The sequence below is a fragment of the Streptomonospora nanhaiensis genome, from assembly GCF_013410565.1.
In the GTDB taxonomy this organism is placed as follows: Bacteria; Actinomycetota; Actinomycetes; order Streptosporangiales; family Streptosporangiaceae; genus Streptomonospora; species Streptomonospora nanhaiensis.
In genome coordinates this window covers 2625888-2644865 of record NZ_JACCFO010000001.1, presented here as the reverse complement: position 1 = coordinate 2644865, position 18978 = coordinate 2625888, and the positions used below count along the sequence as shown (strand labels likewise).

Annotated in this window: 11 protein-coding genes and 1 pseudogene; 8 read left to right on the top strand and 4 right to left on the bottom strand. The window is 77.5% G+C overall.

The annotated features are described in order from the left end of the window. Positions 1 to 616 precede the first annotated feature (616 nt). The 7 genes from HNR12_RS11390 to HNR12_RS11360 all read left to right on the top strand — a co-directional run bounded on the left by HNR12_RS11390 (position 617) and on the right by HNR12_RS11360 (position 12928). Positions 617 to 2410, top strand: a complete 1794-nt coding sequence (locus HNR12_RS11390; protein ID WP_308251186.1) for a GDSL-type esterase/lipase family protein — start codon at positions 617 to 619, stop codon at positions 2408 to 2410. Beyond that, entirely contained in the window at positions 2407 to 4614 is a 2208-nt protein-coding gene (locus HNR12_RS11385; protein WP_179767463.1) for a hypothetical protein, read from the top strand. The genes HNR12_RS11390 and HNR12_RS11385 overlap by 4 nt, the downstream gene beginning before the upstream one ends. Beyond that, positions 4611 to 4751 carry a hypothetical protein gene (locus HNR12_RS11380; RefSeq protein ID WP_179767462.1) on the top strand — a complete coding sequence of 47 codons (141 nt, stop codon included), beginning with the start codon at positions 4611 to 4613 and terminating at the stop codon, positions 4749 to 4751. The genes HNR12_RS11385 and HNR12_RS11380 overlap by 4 nt, the downstream gene beginning before the upstream one ends. A 251-nt stretch (positions 4752 to 5002) precedes the next feature. Then, entirely contained in the window at positions 5003 to 6550 is a 1548-nt protein-coding gene (locus tag HNR12_RS11375; protein ID WP_394353910.1) for a glycosyltransferase family 4 protein, read from the top strand. A gap of 302 nt (positions 6551 to 6852) precedes the next feature. Then, the gene (locus tag HNR12_RS11370) at positions 6853 to 11265 is read left to right on the top strand and encodes an alpha-(1->3)-arabinofuranosyltransferase (protein ID WP_179770553.1); all 4413 of its coding nucleotides are present in this window, start codon (positions 6853 to 6855) and stop codon (positions 11263 to 11265) included. Next, entirely contained in the window at positions 11262 to 12383 is a 1122-nt protein-coding gene (locus tag HNR12_RS11365) for a DUF3068 domain-containing protein (protein WP_308251188.1), read from the top strand. Before HNR12_RS11370 ends, HNR12_RS11365 begins: the two co-directional genes overlap by 4 nt. A gap of 122 nt (positions 12384 to 12505) precedes the next feature. After that, positions 12506 to 12928, top strand: a complete 423-nt coding sequence (locus tag HNR12_RS11360) for a PPOX class F420-dependent oxidoreductase (RefSeq protein WP_179767461.1) — start codon at positions 12506 to 12508, stop codon at positions 12926 to 12928. 40 nt (positions 12929 to 12968) lie between these two features. On the opposite strand, the gene HNR12_RS11355 is transcribed toward HNR12_RS11360, so the two are convergent. Together HNR12_RS11355 and HNR12_RS11350 are read right to left on the bottom strand one after the other, a co-directional pair. Then, a complete protein-coding gene (locus tag HNR12_RS11355; RefSeq protein ID WP_179767460.1) occupies positions 12969 to 13760 on the bottom strand; it encodes a class I SAM-dependent methyltransferase in 792 nt (263 codons plus the stop codon). After that, positions 13757 to 14500 (bottom strand): class I SAM-dependent methyltransferase, encoded by a 744-nt coding sequence (locus tag HNR12_RS11350; RefSeq protein WP_179767459.1) that lies wholly within the window; start codon positions 14498 to 14500, stop codon positions 13757 to 13759. Before HNR12_RS11350 ends, HNR12_RS11355 begins: the two co-directional genes overlap by 4 nt. 177 nt (positions 14501 to 14677) lie before the next feature. Here HNR12_RS11350 and HNR12_RS11345 point away from each other — a divergent pair, with 177 nt between their 5' ends. Further along, a complete protein-coding gene (locus HNR12_RS11345; protein WP_246425059.1) occupies positions 14678 to 16876 on the top strand; it encodes a hypothetical protein in 2199 nt (732 codons plus the stop codon). Between the two features lie 17 nt (positions 16877 to 16893). On the opposite strand, the gene HNR12_RS28435 is transcribed toward HNR12_RS11345, so the two are convergent. Continuing rightward, positions 16894 to 17364: an acyltransferase family protein gene (locus tag HNR12_RS28435; protein ID WP_449338320.1), complete on the bottom strand. Its 471-nt coding sequence runs from the start codon at positions 17362 to 17364 to the stop codon at positions 16894 to 16896. A 618-nt stretch (positions 17365 to 17982) separates the two neighbouring features. After that, positions 17983 to 18762 (bottom strand): annotated as a pseudogene (locus HNR12_RS28430) (acyltransferase family protein); the annotation flags it as partial. Between the last annotated feature and the right edge of the window lie 216 nt (positions 18763 to 18978).

Below are 18978 nucleotides of genomic sequence, written 5' to 3'. Positions count from 1 at the left end.
GGGAGGGCGCCGCGCCGCCCGCCGCTCGGGGCCTCGCTGTGATCCCGAGCACGCCGCGCGTTCCCCGCGGGGCCGAAACCGGCCGCGCGAGCCGCAAAGCGCAGGCCGGCGGGCCGGTGGCACACGGTCGCGGCGCCACCGCGCGCGGTGCCCGGCGCGGGAGGGGGAGACAGCCGCCGCGTTGGGATGCACCGTTGTATAGCGCGCGTCGCGGGTGCCTGACAGCCTCGTGGCGCACGATGAGTGCGAACGGACAGCACGACGACGAGGAGAACGACAGTGGACAAGCGCACATACGGCGGTGGTGGCGGCGGCGGGGAGTCCGGCGGCGTCATCTGGGAGTAAACGCTGACTGGCTGACGCCGGCGCCCTTCGCGGCCCGTCCGGGCGGTGCGGCACGCACGGCCGTCCGGGCGGGCCGCTCGGCTGCCGTGCCCGGTCCGGGGTGTGGACGACGATGTGCGCCGGATCTCCCCGTGGAGTTCAATCGAGGCATGCACACACGGAGGCGGTGCGGCGGACGGGCGGGGGCGGCCCCCGGCGGGCGGCCGCGCGCGTGGGGGGTGCGGGGCCGCCGTGACCTGCGGCGGTCCCCTGCGGGGCGGGGGCGGCCGTGGTGAGCGGCGGCGGTCGGCGCCCGCCGGGCGGGGCCTGGCCGCGCGGCGTCGTGCGGCGGCTCGGCGCGGCGCTGCCGTTCCGGCGGCGCGGCGGCGCCGGGAACGCCTCCGGCGAGCCGGCCGAACCGGGGCCGGGCGCTCCGGCCGCGGCTTTCGAAACCCCCGCCGGCCCCGGGGGCGCGGACGGTGCCGGCGCGGCGGCCACGGCGGGTGCCGGCACCCCGGCCCCCGGCGGCCCCGGCGCCTCCCCCGGCGCCAACCCCGCCGCCCGGCGGCGGGCCCGGTTCCAGCCGTCCCCGCTGGGGCTGTTCGGGATCGCCGCCGCCGCCATGTTCGCCACGCTCCTGGTGATCCAGCTCGTCTCCGGCCCCTTCCGGGTCGAGGACCCCCAGGCCGGCGCCGACCCCGGCACCGCGCCCGAGGACGCCGCCACACCCCCCGAGGGCACCGCGCGGATCATGGTCGCCGGCGACTCCATCGCCCAGGGCAGCAGCGGCGACTTCACCTGGCGCTACCGCCTCTGGCGGCACCTGCGCCACAGGGCCGGACTCGACGTCGACTTCGTGGGCCCGCACACCACCCTGCTGGACGTGGTCGCCGGCGAGCAGGGCGACTCCCGCTACGCCGACCCCGACTTCGACACCGACCACGCGGCGCTGTGGGGCAGCACCGCCGCCGACCTCGCCGACTCCGTCGGCGAGCACGTCGCCGAGTACGACCCCCACTACCTGTTGCTGATGGCGGGGGTCAACGACTTCGTCGCCGGGGGCAGCGCGCAGTCCGCGCTCGGCGAGATCCGCGACGCCGTGAGCACCGCCCGTGTCGCCCGGGGCGACATCCAGATCGTGATCGGCGAGCTCACCCCGGTGCGGGGCGGCACCGGGAGCGACCCGATGAACGCCCGGATCGCGGAGTTCAACGCCGCGCTGCCCGGCCTGGCCGCCGAGATCAGCGGCGCGGACTCCCCGGTCACCGTCGCGCGCACCGCGCGGGGCTACGCCCCGGCCGAGGACACCTGGGACGGCACCCACCCCAACGCGCGCGGCGAGCTGAAGATCGCCGCCGCCTTCGCCGACGCCCTGGCCGCCACGCTGCACCTGGGCGAGCCCTACCCGCGCCCGCTGCCCGACGTCCGCACGGGTCCGCGCCGCGCACCCGAGGTCACGGCCGAGGCCGTGGCCCGCGACGTCCGCCTGACCTGGGACCCCGTGCCCGGTGCCACCCGCTACCACGTGTTCCAGCGGCGGGTGCGACCCGACCCGGACGAACTCGTGCGGCTGCCGATGGAGGTCGCGGCGGCCGACACCGGCGACACCCCCTCGGCGACCATCGACCGGCTGCTCGCCGGGGCCACCTACGAGTTCGTGGTGCAGCCGTTCAAGGGCGACAACGGCGGCGCGCGCTCCGACCCCGTCGAGATCACCGCCGGCGACGACCCCCCGCCCGCGCCGGAGTGGGTGCGGCTGGCCGAGGACCGCCGCACGCTGGTGTGGGCGCAGGTGCCCGACGCCACGCACTTCGAGGTGTGGCGGCGCCCGCTCGTGTGCGCGGCGCCCAGTGCGGACCCCTCGCCCCCGGGCGGGGACGGCGCGCAGCGCCCCGACTGCCGGCCGCGCAACGACCTTGGCCCGGGCCGGGGCGAGGGCTGGCAGAGCGCGGCCGTGGTCAGCGGCGACCGGCGCTGGACCGTCGCCGCCGACGGCGCGCCCGGATGGGAGCTGGCGGTGCGCGCCCACCGCGACTTCGTGCCCGGCGCGTACTCCGCCACCGTCGTCTACGAGGTGCCGGGATGACGCCCCGGCGGGCGGGGCGCGGGGCGCTCGGGCGGCTGCTGCCGTGGGCGGTGGGCGCGGCGGCGGGCGCGCTCGCGCTGGGCCCCGCGCTCGGGCCGGGCTACGTCCTGCGCTACGACATGGTCGCCGTGCCCGAGCCGCCGCTGTCGCAGGTGACCCTGGGCGGCGGGGGCGGGTTCCCGCGCGCCGTCCCCAGCGACGCGGTGCTGGGCGCGCTGGGGCTGGTGCTGCCGGGCGACGCCGCGCAGGCGCTGCTGCTGATGGCGGTGTTCACGCTGGCGGGGGCGGGTGCCGGGCACCTGGTGCCGAGGGCGCACACGGGCGCGCGGGTGGCGGCGGCGCTGTTCTACGTGTGGAACCCGTTCGTCGCCGAGCGGCTGCTGCTGGGGCAGTGGGCGGTGCTGCTGGGCTACGCCGGACTGCCGTGGGTGGCGGCGGCGGTGGCGCGGGCCGCCCGGGCGGCCCGCGGCCGGGGCGCCGGCGGCACGGGAGGCACGGCGGGCCGGTGGCGCGGGCGCGCGCGGTGGCCGGCGCCGCTGGTCGTCGCGCTGCTGCCGGCGGCGGTCGGCGGGTTCTCGTCCATGGTGCTGTCGGCGCTGGTCGGGCTGGCCACCGCGCTGCTGGCCGGCGGGGGAGCCGGGCGGGCGCTGCGGCGGGCCGGGGCGGTGGCCGGTGCGCTGGTCCTGCTCAGCCTGCCGTGGCTGGTGCCGGCGCTGGGCAGCGGCGCGCGCACCGACCCGGCGGCCGTGGACCTGTTCGCCGCGCGCGCCGACACCCCGTTCGGCGCGGTGGGGTCGCTGGTGTCGCTGGGCGGGATCTGGAACGTGCAGGCGGTGCCCGAGTGGTACGGGCTGCCGGTGCTCGCGGCCGTCCGGCTGGTGCTGTCGGCGGCGGCCGTGGCGGGGTGGGTGTGGCTGCTGCGGCGCGGCGGGGCTCCGGGGTTCGGGGCGGGGGTGACGGCGGCGGCGGTGGCGGGGCTGCTGGTGGCGCTGGCGGGCGTGACCGAGCCGGGCCGCGCGGCGGTGGCAACCTTGATCGGGCTGTGGCCGGGGTTCGGCCCGCTGCGCGACGGCCACCTGTACGTGGCGCCGCTGGCCCTGCTGCAGGCCGCAGGCATGGCCGGGGCGCTGATGTGGCTGCGCCGCGCCGCGAGGGCGGAGGGCGCGGGGCACGACGAAGCGCGGGCCCCGGGGGAACCCCTTATCTCAAGTGAAGCCGACCGGCCCGGGGCGGCGCCACACGGGTTCGCCCGCCTGTGGACGACCGGCGACGGCGGCGGCCCCGCCCCCGCCGGACCCGCCCCCGCCGGCCCCAGCCTCCGCGCCCCGGCACCCGGCCGCCGGTCCCCGGGCGCGGGGCCGCGCCCGCCCGGTCGGCCGCGCTCCCGATTCGCCTCCCGCTCCGGCGCCCGCGTCCTCGGGGCGGCCGCGGCCGCGGTGCTCGCCCTGGCGCCGGTGGCCGCGCTGCCCGGGCTGGCGTGGGGGGCCGCCGGGCGGCTGGCGCCCGCCGCCTACCCCGACGAGTGGCGGCACGTGCAGGCCGTCGTCAACGCCGACGACCGCCCCGGCCGCGTGCTCGTGCTCCCCTGGAGCGCCTACCGGGGCCTTGACTGGCGCGGCGACGGGCATAGAGTCGTCGTACTCGACCCCGCCACCAAGCTCTTCGACCGGCGCGCGGTGTGGAACGACGACCTGCGCGTCGAGACCGGCGGCGCGGTGCGCGTGGTCGAGGGCGAGGACCCGCTGGCGCGGCGCGTCGACCTGCTGCACGCCGCCGACCCCGGTCCGCGCGCCTACGCCGCCGCCCTGGCCGGCCTCGGCATCCGCTACGTCCTGGTGGAGCGGTCCGCGCTCCCCGGTGCCCCCGGACCCGGCGCGTTCCCGGCCGCCGGCAGCGGCGCCGACCCGGCCGGCGGCGCTGCCCAAGCCGCCGCCGCGCTGGGCCCCCTCGCTGGCGAGAACAGGTTCTCACTTGCCGCCGCCGGTCTGGCCACCGTGCACGACGGAGCCCAGCTCACCCTGCTTGAGCTTCCGGATCAGCATGTCGTTCCGACGAGCGACGCTCTGTCGGGGTTGGAAGCATCGGCCTGGTTCGTTACAGTTGGGGCAATCCTCTGGTCGATTGCTGTATCAGGTTCTAGTCTCGTTTCCAGGCGTCCCGCCCCGACCCCCGGTGCGGAATCGCGGAAGGAGCACTCCACGTGATCAAAATCGTCGCCGCCTGCGTCATCGGCGCGGCACTGGCGGGCGGGCTGGCGCTGGTGGGAACCACGTTCGCCACCCAGAGTTCGTCGTCGACCGAACCGGTGAACCAGTCCCTCTACAACTACGGCGACCGCTGACCCCGCCGCGCCCACGGCCCTGACCCGACCCGGCGCGTTTCGGCGGCCGCGGCGGGGCCGTCCCGCGCTCGGCGCCCACCCCCTCGCGCCCCCTGCGGCGGGCCCCCTGCCCCGGCCCGCCCCGCGCGACGGTCGCCCATCGCGCACCCCCGGTGCGCTCTCCCAACGACCCCGGCCGTGCGCCGCTCCGGTTCCACCGTCCGGGCGCCCCACCCGGCGGGCACGCAGCCGCCGCCGGGCGACAAGGCGGAATGGGCGGAACAGGAGTGCATGTGGCCTACCAGCAAATACCCCTTTTCCCCGAGTTCCCGGAGTTCCCGGGGCTCACCGGCGGCCCCGGCGCCGCCTGCCCCCGCCCCGCCGCGCACGGCTCCACCCCCGGCTCCGGGCTCCCCGGCGGCCCGGACGCCGGCGCCGACACCGGCCGCCCGGCCCCCGCCGACACGGGCGACCCCGCCCAGCCCCGGCTCGACGGCCTGCGCGTCGTCATGATCAACTGGCGCGACCCCTGGCAGGCCGCCGCCGGCGGCGCCGAGGAGTACGCCTGGCGCATGAGCCGCCACCTCGCCCGCCAGGGTGCCGTGGTCACCTTCCTCACCAGCCGCGAGCCCGGCCAGGCCCGCGTCGAGACCCGCGACGGGATCGTCATCCGCCGCATGGGCGGCAGGTTCACCGTCTACCCGCTGGTCATGCTCTGGCTCCTGCTGTGGCGCCGGGAGTTCCACGCCGCCCTGGACTGCATGAACGGCATCCCGTTCTTCTCCCGCCTGGTGCTGCCGCGCCGCACCGGGGTCGTCAGCGTCGTGCACCATGTGCACGACCTCCAGTTCAACGCCTACTTCAACCGCCCCCTGGCCTGGCTGGGCCGGTTCATCGAGAGCGCCGTCGCCAGCCGCGTCTACCGCTCCTGCCCCACCGTGACGGTGTCGGAGTCCTCCCGGCGCGCCATGCGCGAGAAGCTGCGCTGGCGCGCCCCCATCACCGTCATCCACAACGGCAGCCCGCCCGCCCAGCCCATCGCCCCCGACCGCTGCCTCAGCGAGGCCGAGATGGGCTCGCCCGCGATCGTCAGCCTCGGCCGCCTGGTGGTCCAAAAGCGCGTCTCGCGCATCGTCGACCTCGCCCGCGACCTGCGCGCCGACTACCCCGACCTGCGGGTGCACGTCGTCGGGCGCGGCCCCGAGAGCGCCACCCTCACCGAGCAGATCCGCCGCGACGGGATCGCCGACCACGTCCGCCTGCACGGGTTCCTGCCCGAGGCCGACAAGAACGCCGTCCTGGCCAGCTCCCTCCTGCACGTCACCGCCTCGGAGTTCGAGGGCTGGGGCCTGACCGTCATCGAGGCGGCGGGCCTGGGGGTGCCCACCGTCGCCTACGATGTCGACGGCCTCCGCGATTCGGTGCGCCACGGAGAGACCGGCTGGCTGGTACGGGAGGGCGAGGAACTGACCGACGTCGTCGCCGCGGCTCTGGCGGAACTCAGCGACCCCGTCCGCGCCGCGCAGATCCGCCGCGCCTGCCGCGCGTGGGCCGCGCGCTTCACCTGGGAGCGCAGCGGCGCGGCCATGACCCGGCTGGTGGCCGCGGCCGCGGGTCGGCCGGTGCCCGCCGCCGCGGTCGAGGCCGCCCCCGCCGCCGAGCCGTCCGCCGCCGCCCCCGTGCGCCCGCGGCGGCGCCCCCGGACCGCCGCGCCCGCCGACGGAGTGGTGCGCCCGGCCGACGCCGGCGCCCCCGCGCCGGCCCCGGCCCGCACCGCCGACCCGAGCATCCGCGCGGTGCGCGCCAAGGCGGCCCCGTGACCCACCCCGAGGCCGGGGACAGGCGCGAAGGACAGCAGGACGGCGGCGGCGACGACGCCGCCGGGCGGTCCCGCGCGCCCGCCGGCGGCGCGGAGGAGGCCTCCGGTCCAAACGCCGCCACCGGCACCCCGGCCGCCCCCGCGCCCGCGCCGCCCTCCTCCGCCACGACGACCGCGACCGCCGATCCCGTGACCACCGGCCCCGCCGCGCCCACCGCGCCCGACTCCCGCCCGGCCCCCGCCACCGACGCCCGCCTGCTGCGCAGGCTCAAGCTCTTCGGCGTCTGCCTGCTGCTGTGGGCCATGGCGCTCAGCCTCAACCCGCCGATGATCGTCGGCGACACCAAGATCGACCTCACGGTCAACCCCTTCGGGTTCCTCTACCGCGCGCTCTACCTCTGGGACCCCGCCTACTTCGGCCAGCTGCAGAACCAGGCCTACGGCTACTTCTTTCCCAACGGCCCCTTCCACGCCCTGCTCATCGGCCTGGACATGCCCGAGTGGCTCGTCCAGCGCGTGTGGATGGCCGTGCTGCTGTGCGCCGCCTTCCTGGGCACCGTCAAGCTCGCCGAGGCGCTGGGCATCGGCTCCGAGCACACCCGCATCCTCGCGGGCGTGGCCTACGCGCTCTCCCCGCGCGTGCTCACGCTGCTCTCCTACAACTCCGCCGAGCTGCAGCCGATGATGCTGCTGCCCTGGATCGTGCTCCCGCTGGTCCACGGCACCCGCCGCGGCCGCCCTCCGCTGCGCGCCGCCGCGCTCTCGGCCCTGGCGTTCCTGCTGTGCGGCGGCACCAACGCCGCCTCCGAACTCGCGGTCCTGGTCGTCCCGCTGATCTACCTGCTCAGCCGTGCGGGCGGACCGCGCACGTGGCGGCTGCTGGGCTGGTGGCTGACCGCGCTGTTCCTGGTGTCCTTCTGGTGGCTGGTCCCGCTGCTGCTCATGGGCCGCTACGTGTTCTCGTTCATGCCCTACACCGAGGACGCCGCGACCACCACCAGCGTCACCACCCTCACCAACGCGCTGCGCGGCGCCTCCAACTGGATGGGCTACGTGCCCGGCCACGGCCAGCCCGCCCTGCCCGCCGGCGCCGAACTGTCCACCGAGCCGTGGCTGGTCGCGGTCACCGCCCTGGTCGCCGGGCTGGGGATCGCCGGGCTCGTCAACCGGCGCACCCCCGAGCGGACCTTCCTCGTCACGACCCTGCTGACGGGGACCGCGATCGTGGTCGCGGGCTACACCGGCGCGCTCACCGGCCCCTTCGCCGAGACCATGCGGGGCCTCCTGGACGGCGCGCTCAGCCCGTTCCGCAACATCCACAAGTTCGACGCGCTGATCCGGCTCCCGGTGGTGCTGGGCCTGGCCGCGCTGCCGGTGGCCGTGGCCCGCGACGCCGCCGACCGCCGCGCCCTGCGCACCCGCCGGGCCGCCGCGGCCCCCGCCGCCGCGCCCACGCCGCATGCCGCCGGCCCGCCCCCGGCGCCCTCCGCCCGCCGCCTGGCCGCGCCGCACCGGGTCGCCGCCGCGGCCTGCGTCCTGGCCGTGCTCGCCACGCTGACCCCGCTCGCCACCGTGGGGGTGTCCACCCCGGGCGGGTTCGAGCGGATCCCCGGCTACTGGTACGAGGCCGCCCAGTGGCTCGACCGGCACAGCGGCTCGGGCACCACCATGGCGGTGCCCGGCTCGGCGCGCGGCGAGTACGAGTGGGGCCGCCCCATGGACGAGCCCATGCAGCCGCTCATGGAGAGCGCCTGGACCAACCACCAGATCATCCCCTGGGGATCGGCCGGGGTCTCCCGCCTCAACCACGAGATCGACCAGCGCATCTCCTCGGGCCGGGGCTCCGCCGGTCTGGCCGACACCCTCGCCCGCATGGGCGTCACCCACCTGCTGGTCCGCAACGACCTCCAGCGCGACACCATCAACGGCGGCTGGCCGGCCCGCGTGCACCAGGCGCTGAACTCCTCGCCCGGGATCTCCCACGCGGTGTCCTTCGGGCCCGACGTCGGCTCCCTCGACGTCCAGCGCGCCGCCGACTGGTACGACCAGCCCTACCGCGCCCTCGACGTCTACACCGTCGACGGCGCCGCGCCCCGCGTGGGCACCGTGCCCGCCGAGGACGCCCTGCGCGTCACCGGCGGCCCCGAGGCCCTGCTCAGCCTCGCCGAGCAGGGCCTGCTCACCGACGACCGGCCCGTCATCATCGGTGACGACCCCGGCGCCGAGGAGGTCGCGCCCGAGGACACCGTCGTGACCGACACCGCGCGCCGCCGCGAGATCGTCTACTCCGACGTCCGCCGCAACGTCAGCAACACACTCACCGCCGAGGAGGAGCTGGAGCGCGACGCCCCCGCGCCCGACATCACCGACCCCGCCTGGGCCGACTACACCGCCGTCGCCGAGCACACCGGGATCGCCCAGGTCAGGGCGTCCTCCACCGAGTCCGGCGCCAACGCCGGGCCCACCACCCGCGACCCCGGCCGGATGCCGTTCGCCGCGCTGGACGACGCCGCCGACACCTCGTGGCGCTCCAGCGGGTTCACCGGCGCCGTGGGCCAGTGGCTGGAGGTCGAGTTCAGCGAGCCGCGCGAGGTCGGCGACCTCACCATCGCCTTCGAGCAGATCCCCGGCGAGCCGCCGCCCGCCCGCATCAGCCTCATCACCGACGACGACCGCACCACCGCGCCGGTCGCCGCCACCGAGGACCCCCAGGAGTTCACCGCGCCCGCCGGGACCACCACCCGCCTGCGCGTCCGCGTGGACGAGCTGGCCTGGGAGCCGGAGTACCGGTTCGGCACCCGCGTGGGCATCACCGGTATCACCCTGCCCGGCCTCCAGCCCGAGCGCACCCTGCGCGTCCCCGGGCCCGCCGACGCCGGCGCCCACCTGTTCACCGGCTCGGTGGGCACCGTGCCCGGGTGCATGGAGGGCTCGCGGGTGTGGGTGTGCAACCCCGGGCTGGCCGTGCAGGGCGAGGACGCCCACACCTTCGACCGCTCCTTCGCGGTGAGCGCCGACGCCGCCGACGGCGCCCACACCATCACCGGGCAGGCCGTGCTCACCGACCCCCACGACGCGGAGAACGCCGCCAACCGCGCCGCCGGCCAAGACGAGCCCACGGTCACCTCGTCCTCCACCTCGGTGGAGCACCCCGCCGCCATGGGCCGCAACGCCCTGGACGACGACCCGGCCACCGTGTGGTACCCCGACCCCGACGAGCGGCGGCCCTGGCTGGAGGTCGGCCTGCCCCGCGCCACCGAACTGGACGGGCTGCGCGTGGAGTTCCCGCGCGCCGACAGCGTCACCCGGCCGGTCAAGGTCACCGTGGAGTCCGGCGGCACCGTGCGCGAGGGCTGGCTGGACGGCACCGGCTGGGTCGGGTTCGCCCCGCTGACCGCGCGCGAGCTGACCATCACCTTCGACCCGCCCGAGGGCCAGCCGCTGGAGGTCCGCGGCATCACCCTGCCCGGCACCGACCCGCTGCCGCCCGTGGCGGGCGGCGACGCCGCCACCGCCTGCGGCCTGGGACCGGTGCTGCGGGTCAACGGCGAGCGGGTCGAGACCCGCATCGTGTCGGGCACCCTGGAGGACCGGCTGCGCGGCGAGCCGCTGGACTTCGCCAGCTGCTCGCCGGTGCCCCTCGCCGAGGGCGCCAACCGCCTCACCGTCGACCCCGGCAACCAGTACCAGGTGCGCTCGGCCGTGCTGGCCGGTGCCGACTCCGCCCTGGCCCGCGCCGGAGCCGACGGCGACGGCGGCGAGGAGGCCGGCGGCGCGGTGCGCACGGCCCCCGTGGACGCCATGGGCGGCTGGGGCCGCAGCGAGCGCCGGTTCGACGTCTCGGTGGACGAGGCCAGCTTCCTGGTGGTCAACGAGAACTTCAACGACGGCTGGCGGGCCACCCTGGAGGGCGCCGACGAGCCGCTGGAGCCCGTGCGGCTGGACGGCTGGAAGCAGGCGTGGCGGCTGCCCGCCGGCGCGTCGGGCCAGGTGACGCTCACCTACACCCCCGACACCGCCTACCACGCGGCGCTGGGGGTGGGTGCGGTGTTCGCGCTGGCGGTGGCGGTGCTGGCCGCGGTGTCGGCGCGCCCGGTGCGCCCGGCGCGCCGCCCGACCGCGCCCGCCGCGCGGCGCGCGCGCCGCGAGCGCGCCGCGCTGCTGCCCGCCGCCGGACCCGCCCGCCTTCCGCGCCCCCTGCTGGCGCCCCTGGGCGTGGCCTACGGCGTGTGGGTGGGCGGCGCGGCCGGCGCCGCCGTGACGGCCGGGGCGCTGCTGCTCGTGTGGTGGCTGGGCCGCGCGCCGTCGCGCTCCCTGCGGCACGCCAGACCGGGGCGGCCCGCGCTCGGCGGGCGGCTGCTGGGCGTGCTCGCCGGCCCCTGGGCGGTCGCGCTCGCCCTGGGCTGCGCCGGGCTCTCCCTGGGCGCCGGCACCTACCTCGCGCTGTACTACCCCTTCCACGACATCAGCGAGCTGCTCAGCGGGCCGCTGCGCGAGTGGGTCGCCCAGGCGTGCTGCCTGCCCGCGCTGGCCCGGCTCGTGGTGGCGCTGGGCGAGCCGGTGGGCTCGCCCGCCGCCGCGCCGCCCGGGGGCGGCCCCGCCTTCACCGTGCCCGGCGGCGGGCCGGGGGAGCGGGCCGCCAACGGGGCCCCGCGGCCGGTGGGGAAGGCGGCCGGACACGCCGCCGGCGGCCCCGCCGAGGAGGTGCGCGCGTGAGCGCCCGCGCCGAGCCGGCCGCCGCGCGCGGCGGCACCGCACCCGCCGGGGCGGACGAACAGGGCCGCGCCCCCGGCTCCGCGCGGCCGCGGCAGGAGCGCCCGCCGCGCCGCCTGCCCGAGCCGCTGCGCCGCAACGCCGCCCTGCTCGGCCTGGTCCTGGGCGCCTTCCTGGTGACCTCCGCGCTGCTGCTGCGCTTCTACGTCGCCGGCCAGCTGGCGCTGCTGCCGGCGGAGGTCGACCAGCGGGTCCGGCTGGTGGACGAGTCGGGCACCTACCTCGACACCGGCACCTGGCGCACGGTGGCCGACACCGAGGTCGAGCTGCGCACCGACATCCGCGGCACGCCCAGCCCCGGCAACTCCGGCTGGAGCACCTGGCAGATGTCGGTGGACGTCGCCGCCGGGCAGGACATGGTGTCCCACCTGGACCGCCGGGTGATCGTGGACCGCGCCACCGGCATGGCGGTCAACTGCTGCGGCGAGCACGTGGACGGCGACCGCGCCGTGCGCCAGGCCGGGCTGGTGTTCCAGTGGCCGGCCGGCGCGCGGTGGCCGGAGTACCCCTTCTACGACGCCGACCTGCGCGCCGCCCCGCGCATGGTCGACGAGGGCCCCGACGAGGTCGGCGGCCTGGCTGTGCGGCGCTACGTCCAGCGGGTCGAGCCCACCCAGATCCCCGACTCCGCCCGGCCGGTGCCCGCGAGCGCGCTGGGCCTGGAGCGCGGGGGAGTGGTCGAGGCCAACCGGTGGCTGGAGCTGGAGCGCGTCTACTGGGTGGAGCCGGTGACCGGCCGGGTGGTCGACATCGCCGAGGAGCGGCACGAGACCCTGCGGCCCGCCGCGGGCGGCGGCGGTGAGCGGACGCTGCTGGACGCGCGGTTCACGATGCCCCAGGAGGTGGTCGACGCCCACGTCCGGCAGGCGGCGGAGCGGCGGGCCCTGCTGCGGGCGGCGCGCGCGTGGCTGCCCGCAGGGCTGGGCGCGGCGGGCGTGCTGCTGCTGCCGGCGGCGGCCTGGCGGGTGCTGCGGCCCCGCGCCGGGGCCGGCGGCGGCGCGGACACCGACGCGGCGGCGGCCGCCGGGGAGGGGGCCGGGGACTCCGCGGTCCGCAGGTGACCGGCGGGGCGGTGGCGGGCGGGGGCGGTGCGCGGCCCTGCGGTTGACCTCAAGTGCGGTTGAGTTCCTACGGTATGCCTCCCGGCCCGCGTCGGGCCGTTGACCGCGAGGAGGTCCGCGCCGTGTGCTTCACCGAACCCGAGATCGACTACCTGGCCACCCAGCTCGTGGGCCGCCTGGCCACCGTCGGCCGGCGCGGCGCGCAGGTCCGCCCGGTGGCGTTCCGGCTCAACGAGGACGGCACCATCGACATCGGCGGCCCCGACATCACGGCCGGCGCGGAGTACCGCAACGTGCGCGAGCGGCCCGACCGCGAGGTGGCGCTGGTGGTGGACGACACCGCGCCCGCCTCCGGCGCGCCGCGCCCGGCCCGGGGCCGGGGCCGAAGGGTGGAGGTGCGCGGCCGGGCCGAGACGCTCACCCTGGACGAGCCGCCGCTGCGGCCGGAGTCCTTCGCCCGCGAGGTCATCCGCATCCACCCGCGCACGGTGGCCAGTTGGAACGTCGACCCCGACCGCCCCGACGGCACGCGCGCCGCCGGGTGAGCCGGCGTCGGCACCGGAGCGGGCGGGGGTGCCGCCCGGCTCAGCCGGCCGGGCGCTTGCGCAGCACCAGCAGCAGGTTCCAGGTGACGAACTCGCGGAGCACCGGCACGCGCACCACCGGGTGGGCCCACCGGGGCAGGTAGCGCGGCACGATGTCCACCACCTCGACGTCGGCGCGCCGGCGGGTCCAGGCGATCATCTCCGCCGCCGACACCGCGAACATGGTGCGCCCGAAGTCGTTCTTGGGCCGCCGCCCGGTGCGGCGGGCGAACCGCCGCGCCGCGTAGCGGCCGCCCAGGTAGTGCCACGGCGAGGTCTCATGGCCGCCCCACGGCGACAGCCACAGGGTGTAGGACAGGTACACCAGCCCGCCGGGGCGGGTGGCGCGCACCATCTCGGCGGCCATGGCGGGCGGGTCGGGCACGTGCTCCAGGACGTTGGAGGAGAAGCAGACGTCCACCGACCCGGTGCGCACCGGCAGCGCCAGGGCGCTGCCCAGCACGGCGGTGTCGGGCAGTTCGCCGTCGCGCAGCCGCAGCTCGGTGGGGTCGGCGTCCACGCACACGCACCGGGCGCCCGCCGCGCGCAGCTCGTCGGCGAAGTAGCCGGGGCCCCCGCCCACGTCCACCACCACCGCGCCCTCCAGCGGGGTGTAGGAGCGCAGTTGGGCCACGGTGTCGCGGGCCAGCGTGCCGTAGAAGTGGTCGGGGTCGGTCTGCTCCTTGCGGAACGCCGAGAACAGCGCCACCGACCGGCCCAGCGTCGCGCGGAAGGGCGCGGGCGCCCCGGCGCCGCCGGCCTCCCGCGCCCGCTCGGGCGCGCCGCCGGTCACCGGGCCTCCTCGGGCACCGCGACGTAGTGGCGCAGGTGGTGCCAGTGGTCGCCGCCCCAGTACTCCTCGCTGGCGGCCACCCGGGCGCCGCCCTCGGCCAGGACCGCGGCCAGGCGCGCGGCGGGCACCGGGTGCATCCGCATCGGCGCCGGGTAGCCCAGCAGCACGCGCTGGGCCAGCCGGATCAGCGGCCAGGGGGCGTGGCGGAACACCAGGCCCTTGAACGTGGGGCGCTCGCGGTCGGGCACGCCGATCACCATGGCCCCGCCGGGCCGCACCACCCGGGTGAACTCGCGCAGGTAGCCCTCGGCCAGGGGCGGCGGCAGGTGCTGCAGGACCAGGTCGGTGTAGACGAGGTCGAAGGAGGCGTCGGGGAGGCCGGCCAGGTCGGGGCGGTCGTTGAGCCGGAACTCGATCCGGCCCCCGCTGCGGTCCAGCCGCCGGGCCTCGGCCAGCATGGGCGGTGAGATGTCCACCCCCACCACCGCGTCGAAGTGCGCGGCCAGCGCGTTGGACAGCCGGCCCGCGCCGCAGCCGAAGTCGAGCGCGCGCCCGGTGCCCGGCCGCAGGCCGAGGTCGGCCAGCCGCCCCAGCGCGGCGTCGATCTCGCGCCGGCCCGAGGCCAGGAACTCGTCGTCGTCCCACCCGCCGCCGCGCTTGGCGGGGTCGACGCACACCGCCCACAGCGGTTCGGCCGCCCCCAGGCGGGTCCAGTCGGCGCGGACCTCATCCAGCCCCAAACCGTGTCTCCTCGGCGGTGCGGGAGAACCGGACTGAACCGGGTTCTCGTTGACGGTCACGCTGCTGTAATGGCATTGCGGCAGCGCACCCCGGATGATGTGGAACGTGTTGTATTCTGACACCCGCGTACAGGGGGGCGTCAACCGGCCGGATACCACACCTGGGAATGGAGCGGTATGCACGACGCCGACACCCCCGCCGGGAGTCCGCGCACGGACCCGGCCGAGGACCCCGCGGGGCGCCCCGCTGAGACCACCTCGCCCGGCACCGGCCCCGACTCCGCCCCCGGTTCCCTCCCCGACCCCGGGCGCGCGCAGGCCGAGGCGGGCGGCGGCCCCGCCGGGGGCACCGCCCCAAACGGCACCGCGGAGCCCGCCGACCCCGCCGAGCCCGAGCCGCGGGACACCGGGCGGCCGGGCCGCGCCGCCGCCTGGGCCGCCCTGCTCAACCGGGGCCTGCGCGACCCGGTCGTCCTGGTCGGCGCCGCGCTGATCCTCGGCTCGGTCGCGCTGAAGATCCACGTGCTGGGCGCCGCCTACTTCATCGAGGACGACTTCCTCTTCATCGGCAACGCCGCCGCCACCGACCTCACCGTCGACTACCTCACCGACCTGCACAAGGGCCACCTCATGCCCGGTGCGATGCTGCTGGCCTACATCCAGGCCGCGATCGCACCCTACAGCTGGGCCGGCGCCTCCGGCGTGATGCTGGCGTGCCAGGCGGGCGCGGCCGTGGCCGTGTTCCGCCTGCTGTGGGTGGTGTTCGGGCGGCGCTGGGCGATCGTCGCGCCCCTGGCGCTCTACTGCTTCGCGCCGCTGACCGTGCCCGTGCTGGCGTGGTGGTCGGCCGCGCTCAACGCCGTGCCGTTCCAGCTGGCCATCGCCCTGGCCCTGCTGTGGCTGGTGCGCTACCTGCGCACCGGCGAGGTCCGCTACGGCTGGCTGACCGCCGGCGCGGTGCTGCTGGGCATGGCGTTCTCGGTCAAGGCGGTGTTCCTCCCGCCGCTGCTGTTCGCGTTCGCCGCCGCGTTCCTGGTGCCCGGCCGGCTGCCGCGCGTGCTGTGGCGCACCGCCGACCGCGACCTGCCGTTCTGGGTGGGCATGGCGCTGCTGTCGGCGGGCTACGGCCTGGTCTACCTGTCGCGCCAGGACACCGCCGAGGGGGAGGGCGCGGGCGTGCCGCGCGCCGAGGCGGTCGCCGACATGGCGCGCGGCCTGCTGGGCGAGACCTTCCCGGTCGGCGCGGTGGGCGGCCCCGGCCAGTGGGGGCCGGTGACCCCCGCCGGCGGGCTGCTCGACCCCCCGGCGTGGGCGGTGGCGGCGGCCTGGGCGGTGCTGCTGCTCGTCGCGGCGGCCGGCCTGCTGACCCGGCGCCGGGCCTGGCGGGCGTGGGCGCTGCTGGCCGGGTACCTGGTGGTGGTCGACCTTATCCCCACCGCCATCGCGCGCGGCCGCTACGAGTCGCTGGTGGGCTACGACCCCCGCTACGTCGCCGACGCCGCGCTCGTGTTCGTCCTGTGCCTGGCGTTCGCGTTCCTGCCCACGCGCGACGAGGCCGAGCCGGTGCGCCGGTGGGTCCCGCCCCGGCGCGCCGCCCGCGCGGTGGCGGTGGCGGTCACGGCGGCGATGACGGCGGCCGGGGCCTACTCCACCCACGCCTTCACCGACACGCTGTCGGGCGACCGGGTGCGCTGGTACCTCGACACCGTCCGCCAGTCGGTCCGCGACGTCCCCGCCCAGGCCGGGATCTACCCGCGCCCGGTGCCCGAGGACATCGTGCTGCCGTGGAACGGGCCGCGCCGGCTCACCTCCCACCTGCTCAGCCCGCTGGCCGAGCCGGGGGTGGCCGAGCGCATCCGCGAGCCCGAGGCCGCCAACGCCGCGCTGGTGTTCAACGACGCCGGCTACCTGGTGCCGGGCGAGCCGGTCGAGGGCAGCGCGTTCTTCGGGCCGCCCGAGGACGAGGAGTGCGTTCTCACCTTCGGCGGCCAGGTGATGTGGCCGGTGGAGTCCCTGGGCGGCCCCACGCTGGTGCTGTCCATCGCCTACACCTCCGAGCGGGCCACCGAGGTGGGCGCCGTGCTGGGCGACCGGTGGGAGACCACGCGGCTGCCGGCCGCGCCCGACGGCGGGGTCTGGTACCTGCCGCTGGACGGCGCGGGCGACCAGTTGGTGCTGCACACCGACGAGGAGGAGCTGTGCATGCGGTGGGTGACCTTCGGTGAGCTGCAGCCGGTCACCGAGGGCGACCCCTGGTCGGAGGACGCGCAGGAGGAGGCGCGGCAGGACGAGCGCGACGGCGAAGGCGACGGCGGCGGCCGCGGGGACGGCAGCGGTGAAGGGCGCGGGGGAGACGGCGGCGAGGGCGGCCGCTGACTTCGGACCGCCCCGCCTCAGTTGACCGGGGTCCGGGCGCGGCGGGCGGCCGACCGCTCCCGGCGCCGCCCGTCCGCCGCGCCGTACCAGCGCCGGGCCGGCCGCTCCACGAACCGGTAGGTGAGGTCGGCCAGCAGCACCGTGCCCGCCGCCACCGGCACCAGGTCCAGCCAGAACGACCCGGTGAAGATCTCCTGGCCGGTGAAGTCGCGCCACAGGTAGAGCACGACGAACTGCCACAGGAAGATCCCGTAGGAGATCCGCCCCAGGTACCGCATCACCCGGTGGCCGAGCAGGACCTCCAGCCAGGCGCCGCCGCCCGCCCGCACCGGCGGCGGGCCCCCGGACCGGGCCGGGCGCAGGGCCACCGGCGCGATGACGAAGAACGCGAACCCCATCGACGTCGCCATGCTCACCAGGGAGATCCAGAAACCGTCGACACCGACGAACCGGGGCCCGGCGGCGGGCGTGGCGGCGAGCAGGTACATGGCGCCGGCCAGCAGCCAGCACAGGGTGGCCGCGCGCGGCAGGGTCCGGCACAGTTGCCGCACGGGGCCGTCGGCCGAGGGGTCGGCACCGGCGGCTCCGCTCGCTCGGCCGCCCTCCCGCGTGTGGTTTTCGGCGGTGGGGCGGTCTTGCTCGCTGCGCCGCCGGTTCGGGTCGGCTGTGCGGTCGGCACCGGCGGCTCCGCTCGCTCGGCCGCCCTCCCGCGTGTGGTTTTCGGCGGTGGGGCGGTCTTGCTCGCTGCGCCGCCGGTTCGGGTCGGCTGTGCGGTCGGCACCGGCGGCTCCGCTCGCTCGGCCGCCCTCCCGCGTGTGGTTTTCGGCGGTGGGGCGGTCTTGCTCGCTGCGCCGCCGGTTCGGGTCGGCTGTGCGGTCGGCACCGGTGGCTCCGCTCGCTCGGCCGCCCTCCCGTGTGCTGTTTTCGGCGGTGGGGCGGTCTTGCTCGCTGCGCCGCCGGTTCGGGTCGGCTGTGCGGTCGGCACCGGTGGCTCCGCTCGCTCGGCCGCCCTCCCGTGTGCTGTTTTCGGCGGTGGGGCGGCCTTGCTCGCTGCGCCGCCGGTTCGGGTCGGCTGTGCGGTCGGCACCGGTGGCTCCGCTCGCTCGGCCGCCCTCCCGCCAGGCCCACTCGCCCAGTACCGCCAGCGCCATCCCCACCGCGAACATGCCCAGGCAGCGGGGCAGCCAGGCGTACATGTAGGGGCGCGGCTCGGGATAGTACTGCGGCAGCAGCGCCAGCACGGCCACGGCGGTGAGCAGCGCCAGTCCCACCAGCAGCCGCCGCCCGCGCACGGCCGGGCCGGGCCGCCCGCGCACCGCCGCGCGGGTCAGCAGCAGGGCGATGAGCGGCAGCAGGGCGTAGAACGTCACCTCGACCGACAGGCTCCAGGTCTGCCCCAGCCCGTAAGGGCCGGTGCCCACGTACCAGGGGTCGGTGTCGAAGACGTAGGTCAGGGTCATGACCTGCGCCCACACCGCGGCGGAGTCGAGGTGGTCGCGCGACCACAGCAGCAGCGCGGCCACCGCCACCAGCCAGTAGGCCGGCAGCACGCGCAGCGCCCGCCGCCACAGGTAGGGGCGCACCCGGGGGCCGGGGGTGTCGCCGAACGCCGCGCGCGCCCAGGGGCGGTACAGCAGCAGCCCCGACAGCGCGAAGAACAGCGGCACCCCCAGTTCGCCGGTGGCCAGCAGGGCGCCCAGCACCCCGGGGGCCAGCGCGGCACCGGTCTCGATGGCCACGTGGAAGACCAGCACCATCAGCGCGGCCAGCGCCCGTACGCCGTCCAGCGCCTCGATGTGGCCGCGTACCTGGGGGAGTCCGGTGCCGGCGCCGGCGAGGGGCCCCGGTGCGCGGTCCTGCGCGGCGGCGGGGTCGGCGCCGTCCAGCACCCGGGGGGCCCGGGGGGCGCGCCGACCGCCCTCGGCGCCGCCGCCGGCGCCCGCGGGCGCGGGTGGATCCTGGGGCGACGCGCTCACCGGCGGCCTCCTCCCGTGTGGTGTGCCGCGGTCCCGGCCCGGCCGCGGCCGCGGGCGGGCGCAGGGGAAGGGGACGACGGCCGTTCGGTGCAACGGGTTCTTCTCGGGGGTGCCGGTTCAAACTGC

Coding starts and splice junctions, on each gene's coding strand:
- HNR12_RS28435 (WP_449338320.1), bottom strand. CDS start 17,364: ATGTACCTGCTCGCCGCCACGCCCGCCGCCGGGCCCCGGTTCGTCGGT.
- HNR12_RS11345 (WP_246425059.1), top strand. CDS start 14,678: ATGCACGACGCCGACACCCCCGCCGGGAGTCCGCGCACGGACCCGGCC.
- HNR12_RS11370 (WP_179770553.1), top strand. CDS start 6,853: ATGGCGCTCAGCCTCAACCCGCCGATGATCGTCGGCGACACCAAGATC.
- HNR12_RS11385 (WP_179767463.1), top strand. CDS start 2,407: ATGACGCCCCGGCGGGCGGGGCGCGGGGCGCTCGGGCGGCTGCTGCCG.
- HNR12_RS11375 (WP_394353910.1), top strand. CDS start 5,003: ATGGGCGGAACAGGAGTGCATGTGGCCTACCAGCAAATACCCCTTTTC.